General features: G+C 50.3%; 24 protein-coding genes and 1 pseudogene. 13 read left to right on the top strand and 12 right to left on the bottom strand.

Annotated features, from left to right (window positions below; genetic code table 11):
* Positions 1–82: 82 nt before the first annotated feature.
* The gene (locus tag ICC18_RS27315) at positions 83–463 is read left to right on the top strand and encodes a winged helix-turn-helix transcriptional regulator (protein ID WP_188177605.1); all 381 of its coding nucleotides are present in this window, start codon (positions 83–85) and stop codon (positions 461–463) included.
* A 37-nt stretch (positions 464–500) separates the two neighbouring features.
* Here the strand turns inward: ICC18_RS27315 and ICC18_RS27310 are convergent, their stop codons facing one another.
* From ICC18_RS27310 to ICC18_RS34405, 3 genes are all read right to left on the bottom strand, one after another.
* Positions 501–1568, bottom strand: coding sequence for an SDR family oxidoreductase (locus ICC18_RS27310; RefSeq protein ID WP_376745674.1), 1068 nt, complete (start codon positions 1566–1568; stop codon positions 501–503).
* Between the two features lie 416 nt (positions 1569–1984).
* Positions 1985–2290 (bottom strand): glycogen/starch synthase, encoded by a 306-nt coding sequence (locus ICC18_RS34875; RefSeq protein WP_376745673.1) that lies wholly within the window; start codon positions 2288–2290, stop codon positions 1985–1987.
* Positions 2291–2339: 49 nt separating this feature from the next.
* On the bottom strand, positions 2340–2507 hold the full coding sequence (locus ICC18_RS34405) for a glycogen/starch synthase (RefSeq protein WP_188177603.1): 168 nt from the start codon (positions 2505–2507) through the stop codon (positions 2340–2342).
* Between the two features lie 236 nt (positions 2508–2743).
* On the opposite strand from ICC18_RS34405, the gene ICC18_RS27295 reads away from it, so the two are divergent.
* Positions 2744–3094, top strand: a complete 351-nt coding sequence (locus tag ICC18_RS27295) for a YkgJ family cysteine cluster protein (RefSeq protein WP_188177602.1) — start codon at positions 2744–2746, stop codon at positions 3092–3094.
* On the opposite strand, the gene ICC18_RS27290 is transcribed toward ICC18_RS27295, so the two are convergent.
* The 3 genes and pseudogenes from ICC18_RS27290 to ICC18_RS27280 form a co-directional block, all read right to left on the bottom strand.
* Positions 3087–4232 carry a winged helix DNA-binding domain-containing protein gene (locus ICC18_RS27290; RefSeq protein WP_188177601.1) on the bottom strand — a complete coding sequence of 382 codons (1146 nt, stop codon included), beginning with the start codon at positions 4230–4232 and terminating at the stop codon, positions 3087–3089. The two genes, ICC18_RS27295 and ICC18_RS27290, sit on opposite strands and share 8 nt — an antisense overlap.
* Before the next feature lie 110 nt (positions 4233–4342).
* Positions 4343–4681: pseudogene (locus tag ICC18_RS27285) on the bottom strand (cupin domain-containing protein); the annotation flags it as partial.
* Positions 4682–4725: 44 nt separating this feature from the next.
* Positions 4726–5154 (bottom strand): cell wall hydrolase, encoded by a 429-nt coding sequence (locus ICC18_RS27280; RefSeq protein WP_188177599.1) that lies wholly within the window; start codon positions 5152–5154, stop codon positions 4726–4728.
* A gap of 182 nt (positions 5155–5336) precedes the next feature.
* Here ICC18_RS27280 and ICC18_RS27275 point away from each other — a divergent pair, with 182 nt between their 5' ends.
* Positions 5337–6155, top strand: a complete 819-nt coding sequence (locus tag ICC18_RS27275; RefSeq protein ID WP_188177598.1) for an MBL fold metallo-hydrolase — start codon at positions 5337–5339, stop codon at positions 6153–6155.
* Positions 6156–6318: 163 nt separating this feature from the next.
* On the opposite strand, the gene ICC18_RS27270 is transcribed toward ICC18_RS27275, so the two are convergent.
* Positions 6319–8643 carry an AraC family transcriptional regulator gene (locus ICC18_RS27270; protein ID WP_188177597.1) on the bottom strand — a complete coding sequence of 775 codons (2325 nt, stop codon included), beginning with the start codon at positions 8641–8643 and terminating at the stop codon, positions 6319–6321.
* 151 nt (positions 8644–8794) lie between these two features.
* Between ICC18_RS27270 and ICC18_RS27265 the strand changes: the two genes are divergently transcribed.
* From ICC18_RS27265 to ICC18_RS27230, 8 genes are all read left to right on the top strand, one after another.
* On the top strand, positions 8795–10315 hold the full coding sequence (locus tag ICC18_RS27265) for an extracellular solute-binding protein (RefSeq protein ID WP_188177596.1): 1521 nt from the start codon (positions 8795–8797) through the stop codon (positions 10313–10315).
* A 510-nt stretch (positions 10316–10825) separates the two neighbouring features.
* Positions 10826–12349, top strand: a complete 1524-nt coding sequence (locus tag ICC18_RS27260; RefSeq protein ID WP_188177595.1) for an extracellular solute-binding protein — start codon at positions 10826–10828, stop codon at positions 12347–12349.
* A 97-nt stretch (positions 12350–12446) separates the two neighbouring features.
* Positions 12447–13400, top strand: coding sequence for an ABC transporter permease (locus tag ICC18_RS27255; RefSeq protein WP_188177594.1), 954 nt, complete (start codon positions 12447–12449; stop codon positions 13398–13400).
* Positions 13401–13433: 33 nt separating this feature from the next.
* Positions 13434–14309, top strand: coding sequence for a carbohydrate ABC transporter permease (locus ICC18_RS27250; RefSeq protein WP_188177593.1), 876 nt, complete (start codon positions 13434–13436; stop codon positions 14307–14309).
* Between the two features lie 18 nt (positions 14310–14327).
* Entirely contained in the window at positions 14328–15440 is a 1113-nt protein-coding gene (locus tag ICC18_RS27245; protein WP_188177592.1) for a hypothetical protein, read from the top strand.
* A gap of 15 nt (positions 15441–15455) precedes the next feature.
* Entirely contained in the window at positions 15456–16559 is a 1104-nt protein-coding gene (locus ICC18_RS27240) for a glycoside hydrolase family 88/105 protein (RefSeq protein WP_188177591.1), read from the top strand.
* 11 nt (positions 16560–16570) lie between these two features.
* Complete coding sequence (locus tag ICC18_RS27235) at positions 16571–18091, top strand: glycoside hydrolase family 28 protein (protein ID WP_188177590.1); 1521 nt, start codon at positions 16571–16573, stop codon at positions 18089–18091.
* Between the two features lie 282 nt (positions 18092–18373).
* Positions 18374–18826 (top strand): RidA family protein, encoded by a 453-nt coding sequence (locus tag ICC18_RS27230; protein ID WP_188177589.1) that lies wholly within the window; start codon positions 18374–18376, stop codon positions 18824–18826.
* A gap of 57 nt (positions 18827–18883) precedes the next feature.
* Here the strand turns inward: ICC18_RS27230 and ICC18_RS27225 are convergent, their stop codons facing one another.
* Positions 18884–19246 (bottom strand): DoxX family protein, encoded by a 363-nt coding sequence (locus ICC18_RS27225; RefSeq protein WP_188177588.1) that lies wholly within the window; start codon positions 19244–19246, stop codon positions 18884–18886.
* A 43-nt stretch (positions 19247–19289) separates the two neighbouring features.
* Positions 19290–20057: a DODA-type extradiol aromatic ring-opening family dioxygenase gene (locus ICC18_RS27220; protein ID WP_188177587.1), complete on the bottom strand. Its 768-nt coding sequence runs from the start codon at positions 20055–20057 to the stop codon at positions 19290–19292.
* A 166-nt stretch (positions 20058–20223) separates the two neighbouring features.
* Here ICC18_RS27220 and catR point away from each other — a divergent pair, with 166 nt between their 5' ends.
* Entirely contained in the window at positions 20224–20556 is a 333-nt protein-coding gene (gene catR / locus ICC18_RS27215; RefSeq protein ID WP_188177586.1) for a catDE operon transcriptional regulator CatR, read from the top strand.
* A 56-nt stretch (positions 20557–20612) separates the two neighbouring features.
* Here catR and ICC18_RS27210 read toward each other — a convergent pair whose 3' ends face one another.
* Positions 20613–21566, bottom strand: coding sequence for a hypothetical protein (locus ICC18_RS27210; RefSeq protein ID WP_188177585.1), 954 nt, complete (start codon positions 21564–21566; stop codon positions 20613–20615).
* 231 nt (positions 21567–21797) lie between these two features.
* On the opposite strand from ICC18_RS27210, the gene ICC18_RS27205 reads away from it, so the two are divergent.
* A complete protein-coding gene (locus ICC18_RS27205; RefSeq protein ID WP_223192911.1) occupies positions 21798–21992 on the top strand; it encodes a YgaP family membrane protein in 195 nt (64 codons plus the stop codon).
* A 63-nt stretch (positions 21993–22055) separates the two neighbouring features.
* On the opposite strand, the gene ICC18_RS27200 is transcribed toward ICC18_RS27205, so the two are convergent.
* Both ICC18_RS27200 and ICC18_RS27195 read right to left on the bottom strand, forming a co-directional pair.
* Positions 22056–22430 carry an ArsR/SmtB family transcription factor gene (locus ICC18_RS27200; protein WP_188177584.1) on the bottom strand — a complete coding sequence of 125 codons (375 nt, stop codon included), beginning with the start codon at positions 22428–22430 and terminating at the stop codon, positions 22056–22058.
* Position 22431: 1 nt separating this feature from the next.
* Positions 22432–22854 carry an SRPBCC family protein gene (locus ICC18_RS27195; RefSeq protein WP_188177583.1) on the bottom strand — a complete coding sequence of 141 codons (423 nt, stop codon included), beginning with the start codon at positions 22852–22854 and terminating at the stop codon, positions 22432–22434.
* Between the last annotated feature and the right edge of the window lie 6 nt (positions 22855–22860).

The raw sequence follows: 22860 nt of genomic DNA, 5'->3' as shown, positions 1-22860 counted from the left end.
CATTTTACGGGAATTTGGCAGAGGAAGAGGTTTGCGGCAGAGCCGTGGCGAAATTACTGGGAGATTGGAGGCGAAGCGTGTCATGAAAGACCCTGACAAGATTTACAACACTGCCGTTGAGGCTACCCTTGAGGTGATGGGCGGAAAGTGGAAACCCGTCATTCTCTTCCATTTAACCTTTGGCAAGAAACGCAACAACGAATTCAAAAGCTTGATCCCCTCCATTACGCAAAAAGTATTAACGGAGCAGCTTCGTGAGCTTGAAGAAGCGGGCGTCGTCTCGCGCATTTCGTACAATCAGGTTCCGCCTAAAGTCGAGTATGAGCTGACAGAGTATGGCTGGAGCTTGAAGGAAATCCTGCACGCGATGTGCAGATGGGGGGATTCGCATATAGAGCGAACGTATGGGGAGAAGGCTGCCGTTCTGATCAAACCGCGGCTTGAAGACGCGGATCATACATAAGAAGCCACCCTTTGGACAAGGGCGGCTTTTCTTCATTTTATGGAATAACTTTGCGCCGACGGAAATCGTCGAAGATGCTCATGAACATCGCTTCAGTATCCACGAATTCGTGAAATCCGAATCGGCGGGCCTTCGATCCGTCAGCGAAGAAGTCATAATCCCAAGAGAATACAAAATCGCCGAAACGCCAGGAGGAAACGTCGCTGTAGGCATGCTGCGCAAGCCCGTGCTTCCGGACCATCGCGTTCCAAAGCTCTTCCTTGTCCGCCATGACGACGTCAAGCGACATCTGCAGCGGCGGCGCTGTTTCCAGGCCGAAGTAGCCGGCGATCTTCGGCCATAATTCGTTCCAGCGGAACAGATCGCCGTTCGTGATATTGAACGCCTGGTTGGCGCAGCGCTCGTCCGTTGCCGCCCAGACCGTAGCTTTTGCGAGAAGTCCGGCATCTGTCATCTCCAACAGGCTGTCGTAAGCGTCCGGTTTGCCGGGAAATCGTAATGGGATGCCAAGCTCTTTCGAGATCGAAGCGTAGATCGCAATCACCATGGCGAGGTTCATCGGATTTCCAAGCGCAAAGCCGCAAACGACTGAAGGGCGGAGCGCCGACCATGTCCAGGCTTTGCCTATTTGCCGTTGCTCTAAGAAATTTTGCTGATCGACATTGAACTCGGGCGGCATATGGAATGCATCCGTTTCACGAGCCGGTGTTTTGAAAGGGCCCAGATGTGCCCCGTAAACCTTATAGCCCTGCATCAGGCTGACATGCTTAAGACCGGGTGCGATCGGCTCGATGGCATCAACAGTGTTCACTAACATGGCCAGATTAGGTGCAACAAGTTCAGCCCAAGTCGGGCGATCCTGATAAGCGGCATAGAAGATATGTGTAACCTTGGTTAGAGCGCCTAACTTTGCGCGCGCATCATCTTTGTCGAGCAGGTCGGCGGCTACATACTGAACCTTATCATTCGATTCCCCGCCCCGACGCGAAACGCCGATCACATCCCATTCGGGAAGTGTTGCAAGGTGATCGATCAGATTGCGGCCGATGACTCCATTTGCACCTATGACTAAAGCAACTTTGCGCGTTGTTGTAGATTCATTCATCATTGAACTTCAGCTCCTTATTGATTGGTTGAGGTTTAACGCTATTGTGCAGGAAGGAGCTGCCGTTGAGAAGTACGCACTTTGAGGTGCTCAAAGCACTTTGATGTAACCATGTGCCAAGTCTGATGACAAAGGCGAGAAATTATTGTATTTGATGCAACAAAAAAGTGGATTTGTTCGCCCGAAATGAATATTGTTGCAAAATGTGCAGTAACAAGCAGCCATCATGCATGAAAAGTGAATGTATTACAGTTTTTTGTTGTAGGGAATACAGCATAACCGTCAAGTAGGTCACTATTATTTATGTTTAGTTGTACAAAATGCAACAATTCTCCCTGAACTTTGAACAACTGAGGCACAGCAGAGTCAAATAAAACACCAGCAACCTGGGCTGCTGGTTTCTAAAGAGTTAGGCTTTAAGCCAAAGAATCACTTAGAAGGCTCTCGTACAGTTGAATATAGGACCGAGCCGAAGGTTGTTGGCCGTATGCGGTTTTTAAGAAAAAGGGGACAAACCCGGTCGGCCAATCATTGCAGTGTAGGACGTCAGGTTTGAATCCAAGCAAGGGAAGAGAGGCAAGCGCGGATTTGCAAAAGAAAACAAAACGCTCCAATTCATCCTCGTAGTCATAAATCCGTTCCCTGTCAAAATAATACGGACAATCGATAAAGTAGACGATGTTTCCGTTATGTTCAATCATTTCTACGGTGCAGGGCAACAACTTCCCGGAGATTTCGATCTCAAGGGCGGCGACGAATCGGAGATTGTCTTCAACCTTTCTTTGACGGTTTGAATTTTGGCATCATGATCCGCACGTCATAACTGAGCGCACGCAAGGACTTAGGAAGAAATGCGGATACATCGACAAGTCCGCCTGTTTTGGCAAAAGGATAAACCTCCGTAGAAATATATAAGGCTTTCAATTGATTGTTCATCATTTCCCTCCATTGATCATAATGAGCAAACGTTCGCACAAACGTACATACAAAATATACCATCAGGTTCATGTCGAAGTAAGCTGATTCTTGCCGGTAGTGCCCCCCAGGTATTGTTGAGACTGAAGGGATGCCCCGCCTGAAGGAAAAATATGAATTGAATAGAATCGGAGAATATGATAATTTCTTGTATATTTGTCCTCGTTAATATCCATAATCATCCATTCAAGGAGGTTGCTATGAATAGTCATCTTCCATGCCAAGGTTGCAGAGGGTTGTGCTGCGGCCCCGTACCCGTCACCGAGCAAGAGCTGAAAAAGATCCGCAAGAAAGTAAAGGCGATGCCTGCCAAAATTCGTGTGGAGCTTAAAAATCAGCAGCGTCATTTTGGAACCTGTATGTTTTACGATATGGAAAAAGATAAATGCGGCATTCACGATGCAAGACCCTCCGTATGCCGGGCGTTCGGACATTACAGCAATTTGGTTTGCTTTCGGAAACCGAAAGCGGCTGCGGCCGAACCATGGCGCTCGCTAGGTTCGACCGTAGGCATTTTATCCGTCGATTTTACTTGGCGTGATTTTAAGTAAAGCGGATGTCGTGAGACTGGGCCTCAGCAGCGGCGAAAGTGAGCAACCGTCCGCCTTCTTCGATTAAAGCTTCGCGATCCTGGGAAGATAGGGGCTCGAACAGTTCAATGACGAGCACGGCTGCATCCTTCATAAGCTCGATCTTCCATATGCCGCGAACAAAGCCATCGACGAGAATGGCGGCGCGTATAATGCCATTCACGGTGAATACCCGTGCACGGTATTCTTCGGCCATAATCCGGGTACGGTCCGCGTAGGACAGGAGCATGTTGTCGAACTCGGAGAGAAAGCGCACAGGCGCGGGCGTGTCCGCATCCGGGAGCGGAGCATCCGGAAGGTCGAACAGCTCGCTGCCATGTTCGTCCCGGAACGTGCGCAGCTGCGGGCGAAGCCGCCGGACGACCTCGCTCAGTCTGGTCAAGCCTGACCAGACCTGCATGTCCTTGACCGTCGCGGGACCGAATGCGCTCAGGTAGCGCAGGATCATCGCGTCCGGGGCGGTATCGGCCGCAAGCGGAAGGCTCAGCCATTCCTCGGCAGACGTGTGGCTGGCCTGCCCGCTTGCGCCCCAGACGCCACGGGGCGGCACCTGCACGAGCGGCACCCACGTGCGCACAGCCGCTGCCAGCGCGGCGGGCTCACGGTCCGGCCACCGCTCGGCCAGCAGCGCGCCGAGTTCGCTGAACGTGCGCGGCTGTGCCTCCACCAGCGCCCGGCCGGCGGCCGCGAGCGCATCCGCGTCAAGCCCGTTTAGGTGCTTGCCGTAGGCGCTCTGCAGTCCGCGCTCCAGCACGGGCTGCAGCACAGGCCGGAACGTTAGGCAGTCCCGGGCGCTGACGAGGTGCAGGGTCGAGCGCATGAGCGCGATGCGTACGGCGCTCTTGTCCACGATCAAGCGCGACAAAGCCTCGTGGCGGAAGCCGGCGAGACGCGACCAGAGCCCGATGTATGGCGGGTTCGGCGCTTGCGTTTGCAAGCCTGCCAGTTGCTCCAGAGCATCTGGAACGGACATGGCAGAGCGGCGCAGCAGCAGCTGGCGCTCAAGCAGTGCGCGGTTCAGGTTACGCGGGCGGAGCACCCGTTCCGATTGAGTATTCCTACTGCCTCTATTATTTTTATAAGCCTCCTGTACGTCCATGTTTGAATAAGCCTCCCCATGTTTCCGATCTCATTCTCTATTTCCAGTATAACGAAAACACACTGACAACATAATGTCAGTGTGATAATAGATGATCGGTATCCGTTGCTTCAGCCATTGCTCATATCCGTATCCGTATACTTCACGACCGGCCATTTCGCTTTCCGCAAAGAGCCCATCAGTTCCGGCGATGCATTCAAATTGCTCTGAACCAGCTGCTCGGGCGATAGCGCCATCCACTGATTCAAAGAGAGATCGGCGTACCGGTCGCTTCGGAACATTTCCAGGAACCATAGGGTCTCAGTGCCCGTGTTCTGAATGTAATGACCGTAGGCAAAAGGTACGTACCCGACGTCCCCGGCTCTAACATCGAAGGTACGTGCATTGCCGTTCGCGGAAAAGGCCGTCATGCGCCCTGTACCGGACAGATAGTACTGCCATTCGTCGTGCGTATCCGAGAAGGAGAACTAAAGAGCCTTTCGGCTCCGTAGTGTTAATACGTATTAAAGATATTCTCACATTCTATAGATGTCGGTTGATAAAAGCAGTGTTTCCGGAAGCGGCCTACGAGCGGCTGATTGTACCAGGTAGGCGGACAGTCTCCCGGTGGTCTGAAATACCACAGACTGAACTTAGCGGGCCATTGTCGCTCGCCGTTTACCGCTCTGCGCGCCAGGCGTTTCTCCCGATCCCTCGCACTTTGATAGAAATAGCCATGCTGGAGGGCTTCAAAGGCGTGAGGCTGATGTACCATTTGCGGGATGGTACGAAGATTTTTGAAATCGGAGCAGTTGGCTCTAATTCGGTTAATCCCTACATTGCCTACGAGCAGCATCCCTTTCTCGCCCTCGCCTTCGGCTTCTGCCCGAAGCAATCTGGCTAGAAGATTAATATCCTGCTCTCTTGCTTTCACGACGGCCATAACTTCACCTCATATGATGTTGATATCCACAATATATTAAGATACCCCCCAAGTGGGTGACCGCCCGATAGAGAAAAAGTTAATGGGCCTATGTAAGGCGGCGCCCAAATTCAACTAGTCCTTTATTGTCTTGGATGATACGATAACCGTATATCCGAGTTGAAGGAGTCTGATCTCACCCTATGATTCAATTTCGCAACGAACATATGACTGTTTTTCAAAGCGCGTTATTTCAAACGACCTCAACCGTTATTCAGACCAAAGACATGGTATTGATCGTAGATCCGAATTGGCTTCCGGGCGAGATCGAGCGGATTGTCAATTATGTCAATGAAATTAAAGGCGATCGGCCGCTTTATTTATTGTTTACGCATGGGGATTTTGATCATATTATCGGATACAAAGCGTTTCCCGGCGCCATCACGATCGGCAGCAAAGGCTTAAGCGAACATCCGCAAAAAGAGCGCAAGCTCTCCTTGATCCGCAATTTCGATGCGGAGCATTATATTCAGCGTGGCTACCCCGTCCAATTTCCGGACCTTGACGTGATGGTTAGCGAGGATGCCCAGCAGTTGAAGGTCGGGGAGACAGCGTTGACCTTTTATCTTGCTCCGGGCCATACGGAGGACGGGCTGTTTACCGTGGTTGAGCCAATGGGCGTTCTGATCGCGGGGGATTATTTATCGGACTTCGAATTGCCTTTTATTTATCATAGCGCCCAAGCGTACAAGCAGACGCTGCATACTGCGCAGCAGATTATGGAGCGGCATTCGGTCGTCTTGCTGGTTCCGGGACATGGGCAAACGGCAACGAATCGAGAGGAAATGCAAAGACGCCTGGATTTGGCTTCCAGGCATTTGGAGAAGCTGATTCAGGCCGTCATGGCCAAAGATGAGAACGCTATCGCCGCACTCGGCCGCGAGCACGCTTTTCCATCTTCTTTTACAGAGGAATGCCACCGGGAGAATGTCAGGATTATCGAAAAAGAATTTGCCGGTTGAATGGCTGCTGAGCCGCGGATATCCGTAATCAGTTGTCCTGTCAGGTCGGCATGGACGATCAAGAGGCACTTCTGCTACGTGAACGGGTAAATGAACTGCTTCAAAAAATTCAACAATGCTCCAAACCTGCCGGTTTCCCTGCAGATGAATGAACAAGAGGGCTTTATAGACCTGGGTCTATGAAGCCCTCTTTCGTTTTCTCACGGTACTGACCGGGCGTGAGCCCTTCCTGCTTGCGGAACGAGCGGATGAAATTTTGCGAATTGTTGTAGCGCAGCTTGGAGGAAATATCCTTGATCGGCATGTCGGTTTCGGTCAGCCATTTTTTGGCCATGTTGAACCGGTAGGTCGACAAGTATTCGCTGAACGAGCAGTTCGTTTCTTTGCGGAAAATGCTGCTCAAATAGTTGGCATTGTAATGCAGCCGCGACGCGCACTCTTCCAGCGTCAGATCGGTATCGTAATAACGCTGTACGAGATCGATAATTTTTTCGGACACATTATGGTACTGGGCATCCTGCCGGTCGCGGAATATGCGGATCAGCGGATGGACGACCCCGGTCCAGAACCAGTCTTCGATTTCCGCCGCGATATGCAGGCCGAGCAGCTCCTCGAAGGGGGAGCCTTTAGCCGGATGAATCTGATTCAGGCTGATGCCGGATTCCTGCATCACGATGAGCAAATTGTTCAGCAGTCGGGCGAGCGGCATTTGGTACTCCTGCGGCGACAGCGGGGCGGCGAATATGGCCTGGAGCAGTTGGCCCAGCAGCTCCTTGGACTTCTCTTTTTCCGCCAGCTTGATGGCGTCCATCAGCTCGTTCTCGATCGACTTCGGATAGTTCAAATTCAAATAATGCTTGCCGGCATTGATATTCTCGTACTGAATGATGATGCCTTCGCCCAGCTTGATCCGGTGCTTAAGCGCCTCCAAGCCTTCACGGTAGGCCATGGACATGTTTGCGAAAGAGTGGATGGGCAAGCTCATCCCGATGCTGACTTGCAAATTCAAATAGCTGAAGACGTGCTGCTGCATCTGCTCCGTCAGGGCGTAAACCGTATTGCGGAAGGCGGCCGCATCGGCGTCGGGACTACCGACCAGCGTCACCACCGTCTGATCGATAATGATCGGCGCGAGCCGCTGCTCCGCCGGGATCAGCTCCTCAATGATGTTGTGGACCGCGAAGAGCAGAAGCTCTACATCCCGCCGTTCGTAGCGAGTATTATCAATGGAGTCGATTTGCAGGGTGATGACGGACATCGTTTTCCAGTCGCCCAGCTGCGGACCGTAGCCGAACTGCTCCAGCTTATCCGGCAGCTCGCCCGGCTTTACATGGCCTTGGAACGCTTTGATTAAGAAAAAGGTGCGCACTTGCCCGATATGCTGGCGCACTTCCTTTTCGAGCTGGGATTTGGACTGGAAGAGGTTATGCACCTGCTCGCCGATCAACTGAAACTCGTTCGCTTTGCGCTTCTGATTCACGGTAACGAGCTCCCCGATCTGATTGAGCAGCAATTGAATCGGCGAGTACATTTTGCGCGAGCCTAGCCAGGCCAGCAGCATCGACAGGAGCAGCATCAGTACGCAGATGTAGATGGTATACGTTCCGATTTTGCTGGACTCCTTGGTCAAGCTCTCGATAGAGGTGGCCGATAAATACGTCCAACCGTTCATATTCGACTTCAGGTAAGTCACCGAGTAGGGCTTATCGTGGATCTTGGTTTTGAATTGGCCGAGCGCCCCGGCGAACTGTTGCACATCCTGCAGTCCGGCTTCCGTCACGGGCTTGCCGATGAAAGCGGGGTCCGGGTGCATCAGGATCCGGTTCTGCTCATCGAGGATCAGAATATCATCCGGCTGCTCGACATCGCTCTGAACCATATCCTGCAGGCTGCAGGCAGGGATGTTGGCCAGCGCCATGCCGTATTTCTCCAGACCGGTTGTCGGCAGCTTTTTGACCAGGCTTACGGTATAATTGCAGGATACGCTTCGCGCGTTCTCTTCGGTATAGAACCACTGCGACGGATTCAGTATCCAAGTGCTGTTCTCCTGGGTGGTCATGATGCTATGAAGCTTATCGTAAAAGGGATAGCCGTCATAACGGTACAAGCCCGAATTTTTGATCATCCAGTTTTCCCGGACATTGATCAGGACGACATCCTCCAGCTTTGTGTCAAAAGATTGCATATACCGGATCTCGCTTCGCAGATCGTCATACATCATGAAATCGTTTACAGTCAGAGGCATATCGATCGCTTTTTTCAGCACGGTCGAATTAATGACCTGATTCAGCGTATGGTTGACAGTTGTTAATTTCTGCTCTACATTTGAGTTGATTTGAGTGATCAGCTGCATTTTTCCCTCGTTGACATTCTTTTGGATTTCTTGGGAAGAAGTCACGAAGGCGAAAGCGCCGATGAATATAACCGGGAGCGTGCTGAGCAGGAACCCGAAGATCGTCATTTTGCTTAGAAAACTTAAAGAGCGCACGGCATCCAACACCTTATCCTGAGGTTATGATTTACTATGTTTTAATATTGTAGTAGAGTCGCCGGAGATCTACAATAATCATCTGAGGTCCGGATAATCATTAACTTAGATTATGTACAGAAAACGCTGCTGTGGCAAGGGGGATGACACGATGAGCAAGGATGTGCAACGACGAATAGGGAAGAGGGCTTGTCAGATCGTGATGCTGCTGTTGACGGTCAGTTTGCTTAGCGCCTGCAATAACGAGGCATCCTCACCAAATGATTTGGCAAGCGACGGTCGCCCTGTGGTTTCGATTATGGCGCCCCTTCATTTTCCGCATCCTCCTATTCCTGAGCTGGTACAGGAGATCGAGAAGCGGACGCAGACGAAGCTGGATCTGAATTGGGTGCCGGATGTCATCTATACGGACAAGATGAATACGGCGCTTACGACCAACTCGCTCAAAAAAGCGACTTACGTCAAATATACCGACTATATGCTGATGAAAAATTCGATCCGTTCCGGCGCTTTTTGGGATATAAGACCTTATCTGGAACAGTACCCGAACCTGAAGCAATTAAACAAGGATATTTTAAATCAAGCGGCAGTGGACGGCAAAATTTACGGTTTGTATACCGAGCGGCCGTCCTCGCGTCAGGGAATTATCCTTCGTGAAGATTGGTTGAATAACCTGAAGCTGGACAAACCGCGGACAATCGATGAATTGTATCAAATGTTGAAAGCGTTCACGAATCAAGATCCCGACCGCAACGGCAAGAACGATACGATTGGTTTGACGGATCGGAATGATTTGGTTTTCGGAGCGTTTAAGACGCTAAGTTCCTACTTCGGAACGCCGAATAATTGGGGACTGGCGGATGGGAAGCTCGTTCCCGAATTTGAAACGACGGCTTATGTGGACACGATGAATTTCATGAAAAAGCTGTACGATGAGAAGCTGATAAATTCGGATTTTGCGGTCACGAGTAAAGATGTTCAGCGGGATAAGTTCATCCGCGGCACAGCTGGAGCCTATATCGGCAGCATGCAGGATGTGCAGCGGCTCTCCGACGAGGTAAAGATGGCCAATCCGCAAGCCAGACTGACGCTGGTGAACCATATTGAGGGACCCACCGGGTTCCGGATCTGGTCGATCCCGAACTACAGCGCGCTGTACCTGTTCTCCAAGAAAGCGATTCGTACCGAAGAGGAATTGAAGCAGGTGCTTCACTTTTTTGACCGGACGATGGATAAAGATGTTGCGAATCTGATGAAATACGGCCTGGAAGGACGCCATTACACGGCCAAAGGAGATAAGGTGCAGCTGTCGGAGGAAACTTCTAAGATTCGCGTGAACGAGGTCAATGCGTTCTATGCGATGATGATTGCGGATCTGAATAATCCGAATGTGATGGGTGTAGCCGAGAGCGAGTCACTATCACAGCTCGCCGATAAGCTTAGCGCAGATAATGAAAAATATGTCATCAAGGACCCGACGATCAATCTGGAGTCGAAAACCTACGATGAGCGCGGTGTGGAGCTTTATAAAATTATTTCCGACGCGACTTATAACTATATGCTGGGCAAAATGGACAAAGCCGGGTTTCTGCAGGAGATCGAACGCTGGAAACGCAACGGCGGCAGCCAGATTATCCAAGAGTACAACGACGCTTATCGTCGAGCTAAATAACTGGAATATGCTCATGCCTTAAACCGCTTTCACTTAGGTGCAGCGGTTTTTTTTGTTCGCCTACCGATTCCTGCGCGGCTATCTTACCGAGCCTCTCCAACAGTACCTATCGTTCGCAAATAAAGAAACATGAGACGCTATAAATAGCAAGAATCACGTCATGGGACGATTAGTGAACAATGTTCCATAATTAACGAACATGCTTCTCTAATTATAGAACATTGTTCTATCGAGCACGGTTTTAGCCGTTTCCCCCGTGAAATTGCGTCAGTATGTTCGTCATTAGCGAACATTAGTTCGTTAATGCGAAAAACACCGCCTAACCCCCGGTTTTGAATCACAATCAGTATGATTTTCTCATGCCAATAATCATTTACCCCGTTAATAATCATCTTCTCACTATCCTTGCTGCCCCTCCTTGAAATGAGCAAATGATTGTTTCGGTACCCGAAAACGAACGTGTAATGTGGAACTTGTAGCACATCACAATTTCGTGGAGGTCTAACAAATATGAAGAGAAAACTGGTCTCAATTCCACTCAGCGTATTGCTCGTTTCCAGCGCGCTGCTGGCAGCCTGCGCGGACGGAGGTAAAACGGCAACTCCCGCAGCGACTACAAGTGGTGAAACACCAAAGGCAACTGATAACAAACCGACAGCTATTACGATCATGACCCCATTGAACACACCTGAGAATCCGCCGGATGTCGTGATTAAAGAGTTGGAGAAATTAACGAATACGAAACTGACGTTTCAATTCTTCCCGGCAGATACCTATGAGGAGAAGTTGAATACGACCTTTGCGACAGGCGGACTGCCGCAGGTGACTTACTTGAAGAACCAAGCGACGTTCATTCAAATGAAATCGGCCATTCGCGACGGTCAATTCTGGGAGATCGGGCCTTACCTGAAAGAATTCCCGAACCTGAGCAAATTGAAGTCCACGACTTTGGAAAATACGAAAGTTGACGGCAAATTATACACGCTTTACCGCGGCGTAGATATTGCTCGTCAAGGTATGATTTACCGCAAAGACTGGGCGGATAAGCTGGGGCTTAAGCCTCCGGCAAATACAGAAGAGTTGTATGCGATGATGAAGGCATTCACGGAGAACGATCCTGATGGCAACGGCAAAAAGGATACGATCGGTCTGACGGATCGTAACGATCTGATTTACGGCTCATTCAAAACGGTTGCCACCTGGTTAGGCGTTCCGAATAACTGGGGTGTGAAAGACGGCAAGATTCAGCCGGAGTTTACGTTCCCGGAATATATCACGGCAATGGATTATTACAAGAAACTGCGTGATGAAGGCATTATCAATAAGGATTTCGCGGCGACAAGTAAAACGGATCAGCAGAATCTGTTCAAAAAAGGTACGGCAGGCATATATATCGGTGCAATGACCGACGTCGAGACGTTGGAGAAAGATCTGAAGAAAAATGTTCCTACTGCCGTAGTTGATGTTCATAGTATGGTGGCAGGAAAAGATGGCAAATTCTCGTCATGGGCTCTCCCAGGTTATGCCAATGTAATTATGTTCCCGAAATCCGCTGTTAAAAACGAAGCGGAGTTAAAGAAAATCCTGGCCTTCTTTGACAAGATGATGACGCCGGAAGTTGCCAACACGATGTTCTGGGGCATTAAAGACGTCCACTATACCGTAGTCGACAACAAGGCTAAAAAGAAAGATAAAGAATTAGTGGAACGTGAAGTCAAGCCGTTTACCGATGCAGCAGTAGGCGATGAAGATACAACTGGAAGATATATCGGCGTATCTGATTCCGTACCATTTACCAAGGCGCAAACATTGAAGATCGACAACCTCAAGTATGCCGTACAGGATCCGGCGGCTCCTCTGGAATCGAAAACGTATCTGGAGAAAGGCGTACAGCTTCAAGAATTAATCAAAGACGCAACCAATAAATACATTTACGGCAACATTGACAAGGCTGGTTTTGAAAAGGCTGTTGAGGATTGGAAAAATCGCGGCGGCAACAAGATTATTGAAGAATACAACGCAGCCAAAAAATAATTTGCACAATCGGTTGTAGAGAGAAATGGGAGAGGGCTGTTGAAAAGTTCAACAGCCTCTTCATCCCTTGAATTATTCCCGGAAAGGAAGGGTTATCATGGAGAAAGCATCGGTTAGTAGAGCAGCGACAGTACCTACAGCCCGAAGCAGTGAGCTTAGCAGACGTCTTTGGAGAAATAAATGGATCTATGTCATGCTGCTGCCGGGAGTGTTGTATTTTCTCGTTTTCAAGTATATTCCCATGTATGGTTTGATCATTTCGTTTCAGAATTACAAACCGTTCAAAGGGGTTAGCGGAAGCGAATGGGTCGGTTTTGAACATTTTCAGCGCTTATTTACGGAGCCGGATTTTCTCAATATTTTAAGCAATACGTTAATTTTGTTTGTCATGAATATCTTGTTTTTTTTTCCGATTCCTATTCTGTTGGCGCTTATGTTGAATGAAGTCAGAATGGAGCTGTTCAAGAAAACGTTTCAAACGATCGTCTATCTGCCTCATTTTATGTCCTGGGTCATTATCGTCTCGATCAGTTTTGTCATGCTGACGATGGACGGCGGGGTTATCAACGATTTACTTGAGTATGTCGGGCTTGAAAAGATTAATTTTTTGCTCAGCCCTGAATGGTTTAGACCCACCTATATTCTTCAGGTTATCTGGAGAGAAGCGGGATGGGGGACCATTATTTATCTGGCGGCCATTGCCTCGATCGATCCTCAGCAGTATGAGGCTGCGCGGATGGATGGCGCGGGACGGCTTAGACAAATGTGGCATATCACATTGCCTGCGATTCGCAGCGTGATCATTGTATTGTTAATTTTGAAAATTGGCGATGTTCTCGAACTCGGTTTTGAACATGTCTACCTGCTTCTCAACTCAATGAACCGAAATGTTGCTGAGATCATTGATACGTATGTATATACTGCAGGATTAAAGCAAGGTCAGTTCAGTTACAGTGCCGCGATCGGCTTCTTCAAATCGTTTATCGGACTTATTCTTGTCATGCTGGCTAACAAAATTGCCAAGAAGATGGGCGAAGAGGGCGTTTATTAATAAGCCGGTAGAAGACCTTAGGAGGAATGTATCATGGTAGATGATAAAACGTTAAGTGGCCGACTGTTTGCCACTATCAATTATACGCTGCTGACCATCATTGGTTTAGTTACGATGTTACCCTTCGTACATGTTGTTGCGGGATCGTTTACGACAAGCGCGGAGATGGCCGTCAAGAAGTTTGTGCTTATTCCAACGGACTGGAGCATAGAGGCATACCGGTTTATTTTCTCAACAAGTACGATCTTTAAAGCGATGGGCGTTTCGATCGGCGTTACGCTTGTCGGAACCATATTCAGCATGTTTGTTACTGCTCTGATGGCATACGGTTTATCCCGCAGAGATTTGGATGGCAGAAACGTCATCATGTTCCTTGTGGTATTCACGATGCTCTTTAGCGGCGGGTTGATTCCGACGTTTTTGGTCGTGAAAGAACTGGGCTTGATCGACACCTACGCGGCATTGATTTTGCCAACGGCAATCAGCGCATTCAATTTGATTATTTTGAAAAATTTCTTCCAGAACATACCCGAAGGACTCGAGGAATCGGCCAAAATCGATGGCTGCCATGACTTCGGCATCTTGTTCCGCATCGTACTGCCATTATCGATGCCTGCGATTGCGACGATTTCCTTATTCTATGCTGTGACGTATTGGAACACCTACTTGAGTGCGATCCTTTATTTGAATGAGAGTGCAATGTGGCCGATCCAGGTCCTCCTTAGACAAATTGTTGTTCTTGCAAGCGGGATGGATTACAGCTCAGCGCTCGATAATACCACCCCGCCTCCGGAGCAGTCCGTGAAGATGGCCGTTATCGTCGTAGCGACGCTGCCGATCTTGTGCGTGTATCCCTTCTTGCAGAAGCACTTTGCTAAAGGCGCTATGCTGGGTTCGATTAAGGGCTAGGAAAAGAGGCATCTGAATATGCAGACTCAGACGGGCAATAACGATATCCGCCATCTCCTTGCCGAGATGGACAGCTTGTTCGAGGGCTTCTTTCGATGGCTTGGCGGGCAGTATGATTCGGCAAGCGGCGGCTTCTATTATGCGCGAAGTTCCAGATCGATGACCGGCATCGGGCCGGACATCGAATCAACTGCGCAGGCGTTGAACATCCTGGAGCGCTGCGGCATGCTGAGCGAGATGCCGAAGGCTATGAAGCAGCGTATGATCCGCTTCTTCCAGAGCAAGCAGGAAGCGCCGTCCGGTTACTTCTACGACGACAACCCGCTCATGCGCGAGGATGAAGTGATGGTCGCGCGCGCCATCGGCTACAGCGTGAACGCGCTGCGCAAGCTCGGCGGGCAGCCGCTGCATGCGCTGCCGTACGAAGCGCAGCAGGCGCCTGCGTACATGAGCTCGCGGGAAGCGTACACGCGCTGGCTGGCATCCGTCCAGCTCAGCAACAGCTGGCGCGGCTGCGACCGCTTATCCACCTCCAGCGTGTACGTGGAGCAGGTGGAGCCGGCCAGCCGCAGAGCGGCATACGCGAAGACCGCTTTCGACTTCTTCGCGGAGCAGCAAGATCCCCAGTCGGGGCTCTGGGGCGAGGGCTCGTATTATGTGCGGATATCGGGCACCTTTAAGCTGCACATCTTTTACGACCGCTTTGACGTGCCGCTGCCGAGGGAAGAGCAGATCTACCAGAGCATCCTCAATGCTCTGCGTAACGAAGAAGCGGCTGATATGTGCTATATCCGCAACCCGATTCATTTATTATCCTACATGAAGCTGGATATTCCCGTAGAGGAGCTGCGCGAAATCATACAGAACACCGTGCAAAATATGAAGCGCCTGCTGCGTGCAGACGGCGGCTTTTCGCGGGAGCTGGCGCATTCGCCGACCGCGCCGAATGTCGCGCAAATCAAGGGCGGCGAGTACTACCCGAACATGCCGAAGGCCGTTCACATCGGGCGCGGCGAAGTGGAAGGCGACATGAACGCAGGGACGCAGGCGCTGTTGATCCGTTCGGTCTGTTACCAACTTGCCGGGATGGAAGCGCCAAAGTTATCCACAATGAATGTTTATCAGGAGTAGAGAGGGGAAACCGAAATGAATCAAACCATAGAACGAACACCGCTGGGTTGGGCCAAAGCAGCATGCGACGCCATCATCAGCACGTACACGCCTCAAGAGCTGCCGCCTGCAGGGCGTTGGCATTATCATCAAGGTGTGTTCCTGTGCGGGATGGAGATGGTGTCGGAAGCGGTGCGGGAAGATCGGTATGACAGCTATATCCAGCAATATGTCGATAACTTGATCGATGAGCAGGGCAATCTGTACTTTGCCCGCGACGAGCTGGATTCCATTCAGGCAGGCTTGCTGCTGTTTCAATTGGAGCAGCGTACAGGTCATTCCAAATACCGTGTTGCCGCAAATAAATTGAGAAACCTGTTTAACACCTTGAACCTCACTTCCGAGGGAGGATTCTGGCATAAGGATAAATACCCTTATCAAATGTGGCTCGATGGATTGTATATGGGAGGCGTTTTTGCGTTGAAATACGCCAATCATTACGGAGAACACAGCTTACGGCACATGGTCCTTCATCAGGAGAAATTAATGCGCAAATACATGAAAGACGCGAAGTCCGGCCTGCTCTACCACGCCTGGGATGAAAGCCGCCGCATGCCATGGGCGAACGCCGAAACGGGCTGCTCGCCGGAGTTCTGGGGCCGATCTCTCGGCTGGTACGGCCTTGCGGTCGCGCAGTTCCTGGATGAGCTTCCGGCGGATGAAGCGGGGCGCGAGGAGCTTGTCAGTTCGCTGCGCGAGTTCGTTCACGCCTTAATCCGCTATCAGGACGCGGAGAGCGGCTTGTGGTATCAAGTCGTGGATAAAGGGGATCAGCCGGACAACTGGCTGGAAACCTCCTGCACGAGCCTATTTGTTTATGCGATTGCCAAAGCCATCAAGCATGGCGTTGTCGGCAATGAATGCCTGGATGCAGCCGTGAAAGGGTATCAGGGCTTAATCCGGGCGCTGGAGTTTGATGAAAATGGGCGGTTGATTTTACCGCATATTTGCATCGGGACGTCAGCAGGAGACTACGAGAATTACGTCACCCGCCCGACAAGCAAAAACGACCTGCACGGCGTAGGCGCGTTTGTGATGGCGTGTGCGGAAATGCATTCGCTTATTGAAAGAGAGTCCTAAGGAGCGTTCTTATGTCGCTATATAATATTGCTAGTTTCGGTGCCGTCGGTGACGGAATAACGGATAACAGTGAGGCTATTGCGGCTGCGATCGAAGCCTGCTCGGATCATGGCGGCGGAACGGTTTATATCCCCGCGGGGACTTATATAACCGGAAGAATCGCACTTCGCAGCCGAATAACGCTGGAGCTTGCCGCAGGTGCGCTGCTGCTGTTCCACGCCGAGTTTGATAAGTATCCGCCTGTACCGACCCGATGGTCGGGCTACGAGTGTTACGGTTACTCTCCGCTCATATATGGCAGCGGGTTGTCGCAGATTACGATCAAAGGGCAGGGCATTATCGATGGGCAAGGCGGGCCTTGGTGGCAAGCTTACCGCGAGTTGCGCCAGGGCGGAACGGTGAACAGCGCCCGAACCCAGGAGATCGCTTCGTTGAATGAGGCTTTGATCCGTTCGGTAAAAAGCAACATCGTGGAATGGCCGTCGCAATTTTTGCGGCCGCCGCTGCTGCAGTTGATTGGCTGCGAGCAGGTAACCATCGAAGGCGTAACCTTGCAGAATTCGCCGTTCTGGAATACCCATCTGGTTTATTGTAGCGACGTCCATCTTCATGGCGTTAAAATCAAAAATCCAAGCGACACGCCCAATGGCGACGGGCTGGACATCGATTCCTGCACCAACGTCCGCATCTCCGATTGTTTCTTCGACGTCGGCGATGACTGCCTTTGCATCAAGTCCGGCATTGATGAGGACGGACGCAGAGTCGGCAAGCCTTCGGAGCATATTGCCATAACCAACTGCACGATGTTGAGAGGTCACGGCGGTGTCGTGCTTGGCAGCGAAATGGCGGGAGGCATCCGCAACGTCGTCATCTCGAACTGCATCTTCATCGGCACGGACCGCGGCATTCGGATGAAGACGAACCGCGCCCGCGGCGGGTACATCAAGAACGTCTCGGTGAGCAACATCTACATGGAGGATGTTTTCTGCCCGCTGACAATCAACTCGTTTTACCGCTATGGCGTGGACGAAAGCAAACCGCAAATCAGCAGTCCGGAGGCTGTTCCTGTCTCCGAGAGCACGCCGGTGATCGAGCATGTCCGTATCAGCCATGTCACCGCCAAGCAATGCCGCGCTTCTGCGGGATTCCTATACGGTCTTCCGGAAATGCCGATCCGCGACGTTCAGTTGAACCATGTACACATCGAAATGACGACTGATCCGGATGAAAAAGGCGATGAGCCTGATATGGTGCGCGAGAAGCTCATCATGGCCGGAGACGGCATGCTTTGCAAGCACGTGGAGGGCCTGGAACTTCATCATGTCCGTATCGAGACGAGACAAGGTCCTGCTCTTCGTCTAGAAGATGTGAGTGAAGTTGAAGTGGACGATCTCAAGATGAAACGGCGGCATCCTGAAACGCCTGTTATGTCGCTGGCTCGAGCGGAGAAGGTGTTCCTAACGGGAAGACAGGCTGTGGAAGAAGGATATTTACGAAATAGCGAAATGGATGCTGGTATTTATAATTGCTAGGATACATCCACGAAATAGTTTGGAGTCCGATTTTACAAAATTGCAGCTTGGTTTGTGCGGGGGGATGTTCGATGAGCGCATGATAAGCTGGCAAAATCGAACTCCAGCCGCAACTCCTTTCAACACGTTATTGCAATTGGGCGAAATCGAACTGCGATAAACGTAATCGTGTTTGTTTTTTAAACTCTCCATCTTCCAATTAGAATCAAAATTTCCATTGCACGAACAAACCTTCAATGTTACTATAGGTAAAATTTATCTAGTCGACAGGGAGGCATCTCAATGCTTGAAGAATCCATCGAACTAAGATTAGAACAGCTAGGCATTACACTTCCAGAGGCGAGCGAGCCGGCGGCGAAATATGCGAACTGCGTTATCGTTAACGGACTTCTATTTGTTTCCGGCAAAGGACCTTCCGGGAAGCCAAAAGGCAAGCTGGGCCAGCATTTTACGACGGACGAGGGCTATCAGTTTGCCCGGTCTGCCGGAATTGAGGTACTCGCTGTGTTAAAAGATGCTCTCGGCAGCTTGGATAAGGTAAAGCGGGTCGTGAAGGTCCAAGGCTTCGTCAATGCGGATCCTGCATTTGAAGAGCCACATAAGGTGTTGAATGGTTTTTCGGATCTGATGCTTGAGGTATTCGGAGAGAAGGGCATGCATGCCCGATCCGTTCTTGGGGCCAGCACATTAAGAGACAATCTGCCGGTTGTTGTGGATTCCATTTTTGAGGTCTAAAAAAAGGCTTCTCCCATCGTCACCCATAAGGGTGACACGGGAGAAGCCTTTTTTAAATTAAGCAGCACGCTCCGAACGACGACCTAGCACTACGATCAATGCCAAGATCAGCAATACAATCGGCATTGTGGCAACGCCAATCCCTTGACCCGCCATCAAATGGGTCCCTACTGCGCCAACCATTGTCAGCACGATGACACCCGCCGAGTAGAAAGCGACGCGCGGCTTTTTGAAGCCGATAATAAGCCCGATCGCAGCGAGAAGTTCAATGGCGCCAACCACGTACATGAAGCCTACCCCATAACCATAAACCTCTGAGAAAGCTTGCGCCTGCATCTCGTTGCCCGATAGCTTCATAAAGCCGAACATCAGATAACCCAAAGCTAGTAATCCTTGAAGAATGCGAACTGTCCATTTCATCTTTAAGCACCTCGTCATTAATATTTTATATGGTTAATCATGGTTAAAAAGCGATGGATAGATAACTAAGCGAACCTAGTTCATAGCTGCGGTGAATAACCTGGGCCTGACGATCCGGATTGCCGCTGCCCATTGCGATATAAAAAGGAACGAAATGTTCCGGTCTTGGCACGGCCATCCGTACATGGGGAGCCTGCGTTTCGTATTGGAACAAGGTATTCAGATCCTGTTTTTGTACGTTCTCCACCAGCCAGTCGTCGAAGGCGACGGCCCATGCATCCGGTTCGGTGGCATTCCAATTGAGCGACCGCAGATTGTGCACGGTTGCACCGCTGCCGATGATTAAAATATCTTCTTGGTCGAGACCGCGCAGCGCCTCCCCAATGCGATATTGCTCGGCTGGAGGGAGATAAGGATGAACGGAAATTTGAATGACCGGGCAATCCGGGTTCGGGAACATCCGGGACAGAGGGACCCAGGATCCATGATCGAGCCCGCGTTTCGAGTCCAGATTTACCGGGATTCCTTTGGCCTGGAAACGCTCGGCGATGCTGCTGGCCAGCTCGGTCGAACCTTTGGCAGGATACTTGATTTGGTAAAGCTCTTTCGGAAAACCGCCGAAATCGTAAATCGTTTCATAGACGTCGTCCATCGATGAAATGGTAAGCACTTCAGTCTCCCAATGCGCGGTAAAGATCACGATGGCTTTCGGAGCCAGCTTCTTTCCGTAATCAAGAAGAAACTCCGTGCACGCCGTATCTTGAATCGCCATCATAGGCGAGCCGTGGCCTACAAATATAGGGGAAATCATGGATATCACTCCTTTCATAATATTGTTACCTCAAATCATTTAGTTACTTAATGTAACTGAGTATATAATACACACTACATTTCGTCAAGTAATTAATGTACTTTGTGTAACCTTGTTTTTCGACTTCATCTTACGCTATAATAAAAAGAATACTGAGGTGATGAACATGGACCAATGTCAATCGCAATCGCAAATGTGTCCACGCTTTGAGAAAGCCGTAGAAATTCTAAGCAAGCGATGGACATCGCTGATCGTGTTCCAATTGCTTTCGGGTCCGCAGCGTTTTGTACAGATCGATCATGCGCTTCCCAATTTAAGCGGCAAGGTGTTATCGGAACGGCTGAAGGAACTGGAGCAAGAAGGAATTGTAAAGAGAGTAGTATTCCCGGAAAGTCCGGTTCGTATTGAATATTCATTAACCGATAAGGGGCGGGCGCTGGCTCCGATTTTTGTCGAGATCGGCAAATGGTCGTCCGAGTGGTTGCCAGTCCCGGAATAAACGTAAAAAAGGTCAATCTTCTTATCTGTAAGATAAGAGGGTTGACCTTCTTTTCATTAGAAATTAATAATGCAGCGAAAACGATCTATAGTCGCCTCATGCAGACGTGGGACACGCCTAAGATGATAATAATAACTGCAAGTAAACTTGAATTGATGGCCGAAGTCCCAATCGTGCAGGCTATGGTCGCGCTCCCAAAACTCCTGCTCCAGCGGCAGCCAGGGCGAAGGCTCTGCTTGAACGAGAGGAAGCCGATCGACAGGCGACACTAATCGCAGTTCGCTCGCACTCTCCGGATGCAAATTCTGGCTTCTCCGCAGCGCCTTCACAAGCTGCAATAAGGGAGTCAGCCCTCGCCGGAACAAAGCCGAGTAACCAAGGTCATGCAGCAAGCATAGCGCATGCGAGAAGGTCAGCATATGACCGATCAAATCGTGATGAGCCTCCGCGCGATAAATGACCCGGAACGCGGCCAGCTCCTCAAGAACGAAGGCGGACAACTGCTCCGGATACTCGATAACGGGCATTTCGCCCGGCTCGATCACGAAGCGTTTCACATCCCCAGCGGTACAACCAAGCCACGACCTGCCGGGAATCGTTCGATCGAACGCGCGGATCAGCTCGTAAATGCCCTCAATGTCCGCTTCGCTTCCCCAGCCGCGCAGTTCACGGATAGCGCTTAAGCTGAGCGCGGTATAGATGGCGTTATGCCCGACCCAGTGGAGCTGGTCGATATTAATTTCCAATGCGCTCGTAATTCGCTTTTCTGCCTCATCAACTTCCAGATGGACCGTGCTCTCCATACGTTCCGACAAAGCATGCTTCAGTAGCATCGCCTGCAGTTGCTCGGTAATCGCCCGGGAGGTTTCGACCGGCAAATCGTTTTCTTTCAATAACAGGTATCCGGCAATGCCTGCTGCGCCAAAATGCGCATGCCAAATATCGCCGGTTTCTTTTTTGCATGAAGAAATAATAGCCAAACCGCGATGTAACGCGCTCATGTCCTGCATACGATCCCGCCCTTTCGTCAAGTGATTTGCACATGGCTTTGTGGTATAATTTTCCTGCGATATACCCATCATACTTCATTGGAAGGATCACGCCAATGTCTCCTGCAGTACAGACGCTGCCAAATCTATTTTTCGCTATGTGACAAAGTTACGGTTGAACGAATTCGACTTTTGCTATGATCATTCACAGGAAGTCAATCAACCAAAACAAAGCTGCATGGAGGGATTTAGATGATGAAAAATGTTGGCGGAGCGGATCGCGTTATTCGCATAATTGTGGGTATTGCGCTATTGTCGTTATTTATCTTCTTGCCTGGATATTGGAAATTAACCGGACTTATCGCGCTTCCGTTTCTAATTACAGGATTGATGCAAAAATGCGGCATGAATAAATTACTTGGCCGCAATACGTGCAGAATTAGTTAAAAAGAGAAAAGGATAGTCAGGGTACAGTAATGCGCCCCGGCTATCCTTTTATTTCAAATAAGATTATTCCTTCGTCTCCGGATCGACCGGTTCCAGCCCGGCAAAAAGGCTCTTCCCATCATCGGCTTCAACGAAACGTTTGAGCACGTTCAATTTATTTTCCCAATAGCGTTCATAATAAGCAAGCCATCGTTTGAGTTCCATGAGCGGTTCAGCATCCAGTCGATACCTCGTCTCTCGACCGACTTTCCTTTCTTTCACCAGACCGGCATCGGCGAGTATTCGCAGGTGCTTGGATACCGCGGTGCGGCTCATCGGGAAGTGCCCGCTAATGACCGTAACCGGCATCTCCTGTTCGCCCAGCAGTTTCAGCACCTGACGGCGGGTCGGATCGGCGATAGCTTGAAATACGTCATGCTTTTGCGAAGGAACAGCCATCTTAAGCCTCGATGTACTGGCTGAGCTTTTGTACAATACCGACCCAGCCCCCAGACATTCTTTCGCGAACCTCGGCGTGAGTTTGACCGAATTCGGTGACTTTCTCCGGATCCCAGCCGTCATGAATCAGGGTGAACTCGGTTTTACCTTTAAGGTCAACCAATTCAAACGTCAGCGTCCAATCCTTGCCCCATTCAAAAGAAAGGCGGTTCGGCGGCGTGATTTCCGTGACCTTGCACGGCGATTTACCGAATGGTCCCGCTTCCAGATGAAATTCATAACCTTCTTCAGGCTTAAAATCGTTCGGCATGAACCACACGGCGATCCCTTCTGAAGTCGCGACAGCGCTCCATACCTTCTCAATCGGTGCGTTAAAAACTTGTGTTTGCCGGATTGCCGGCAGTGTATTTAATTGGTTTCCCATATCCTT

Origin of the sequence: Paenibacillus sedimenti (assembly GCF_014534655.1) — a bacterium.
GTDB classification, from domain to species: Bacteria; Bacillota; Bacilli; order Paenibacillales; family NBRC-103111; genus Paenibacillus_E; species Paenibacillus_E sedimenti.
This window is presented reverse-complemented; position numbering and strand designations above follow the sequence as displayed.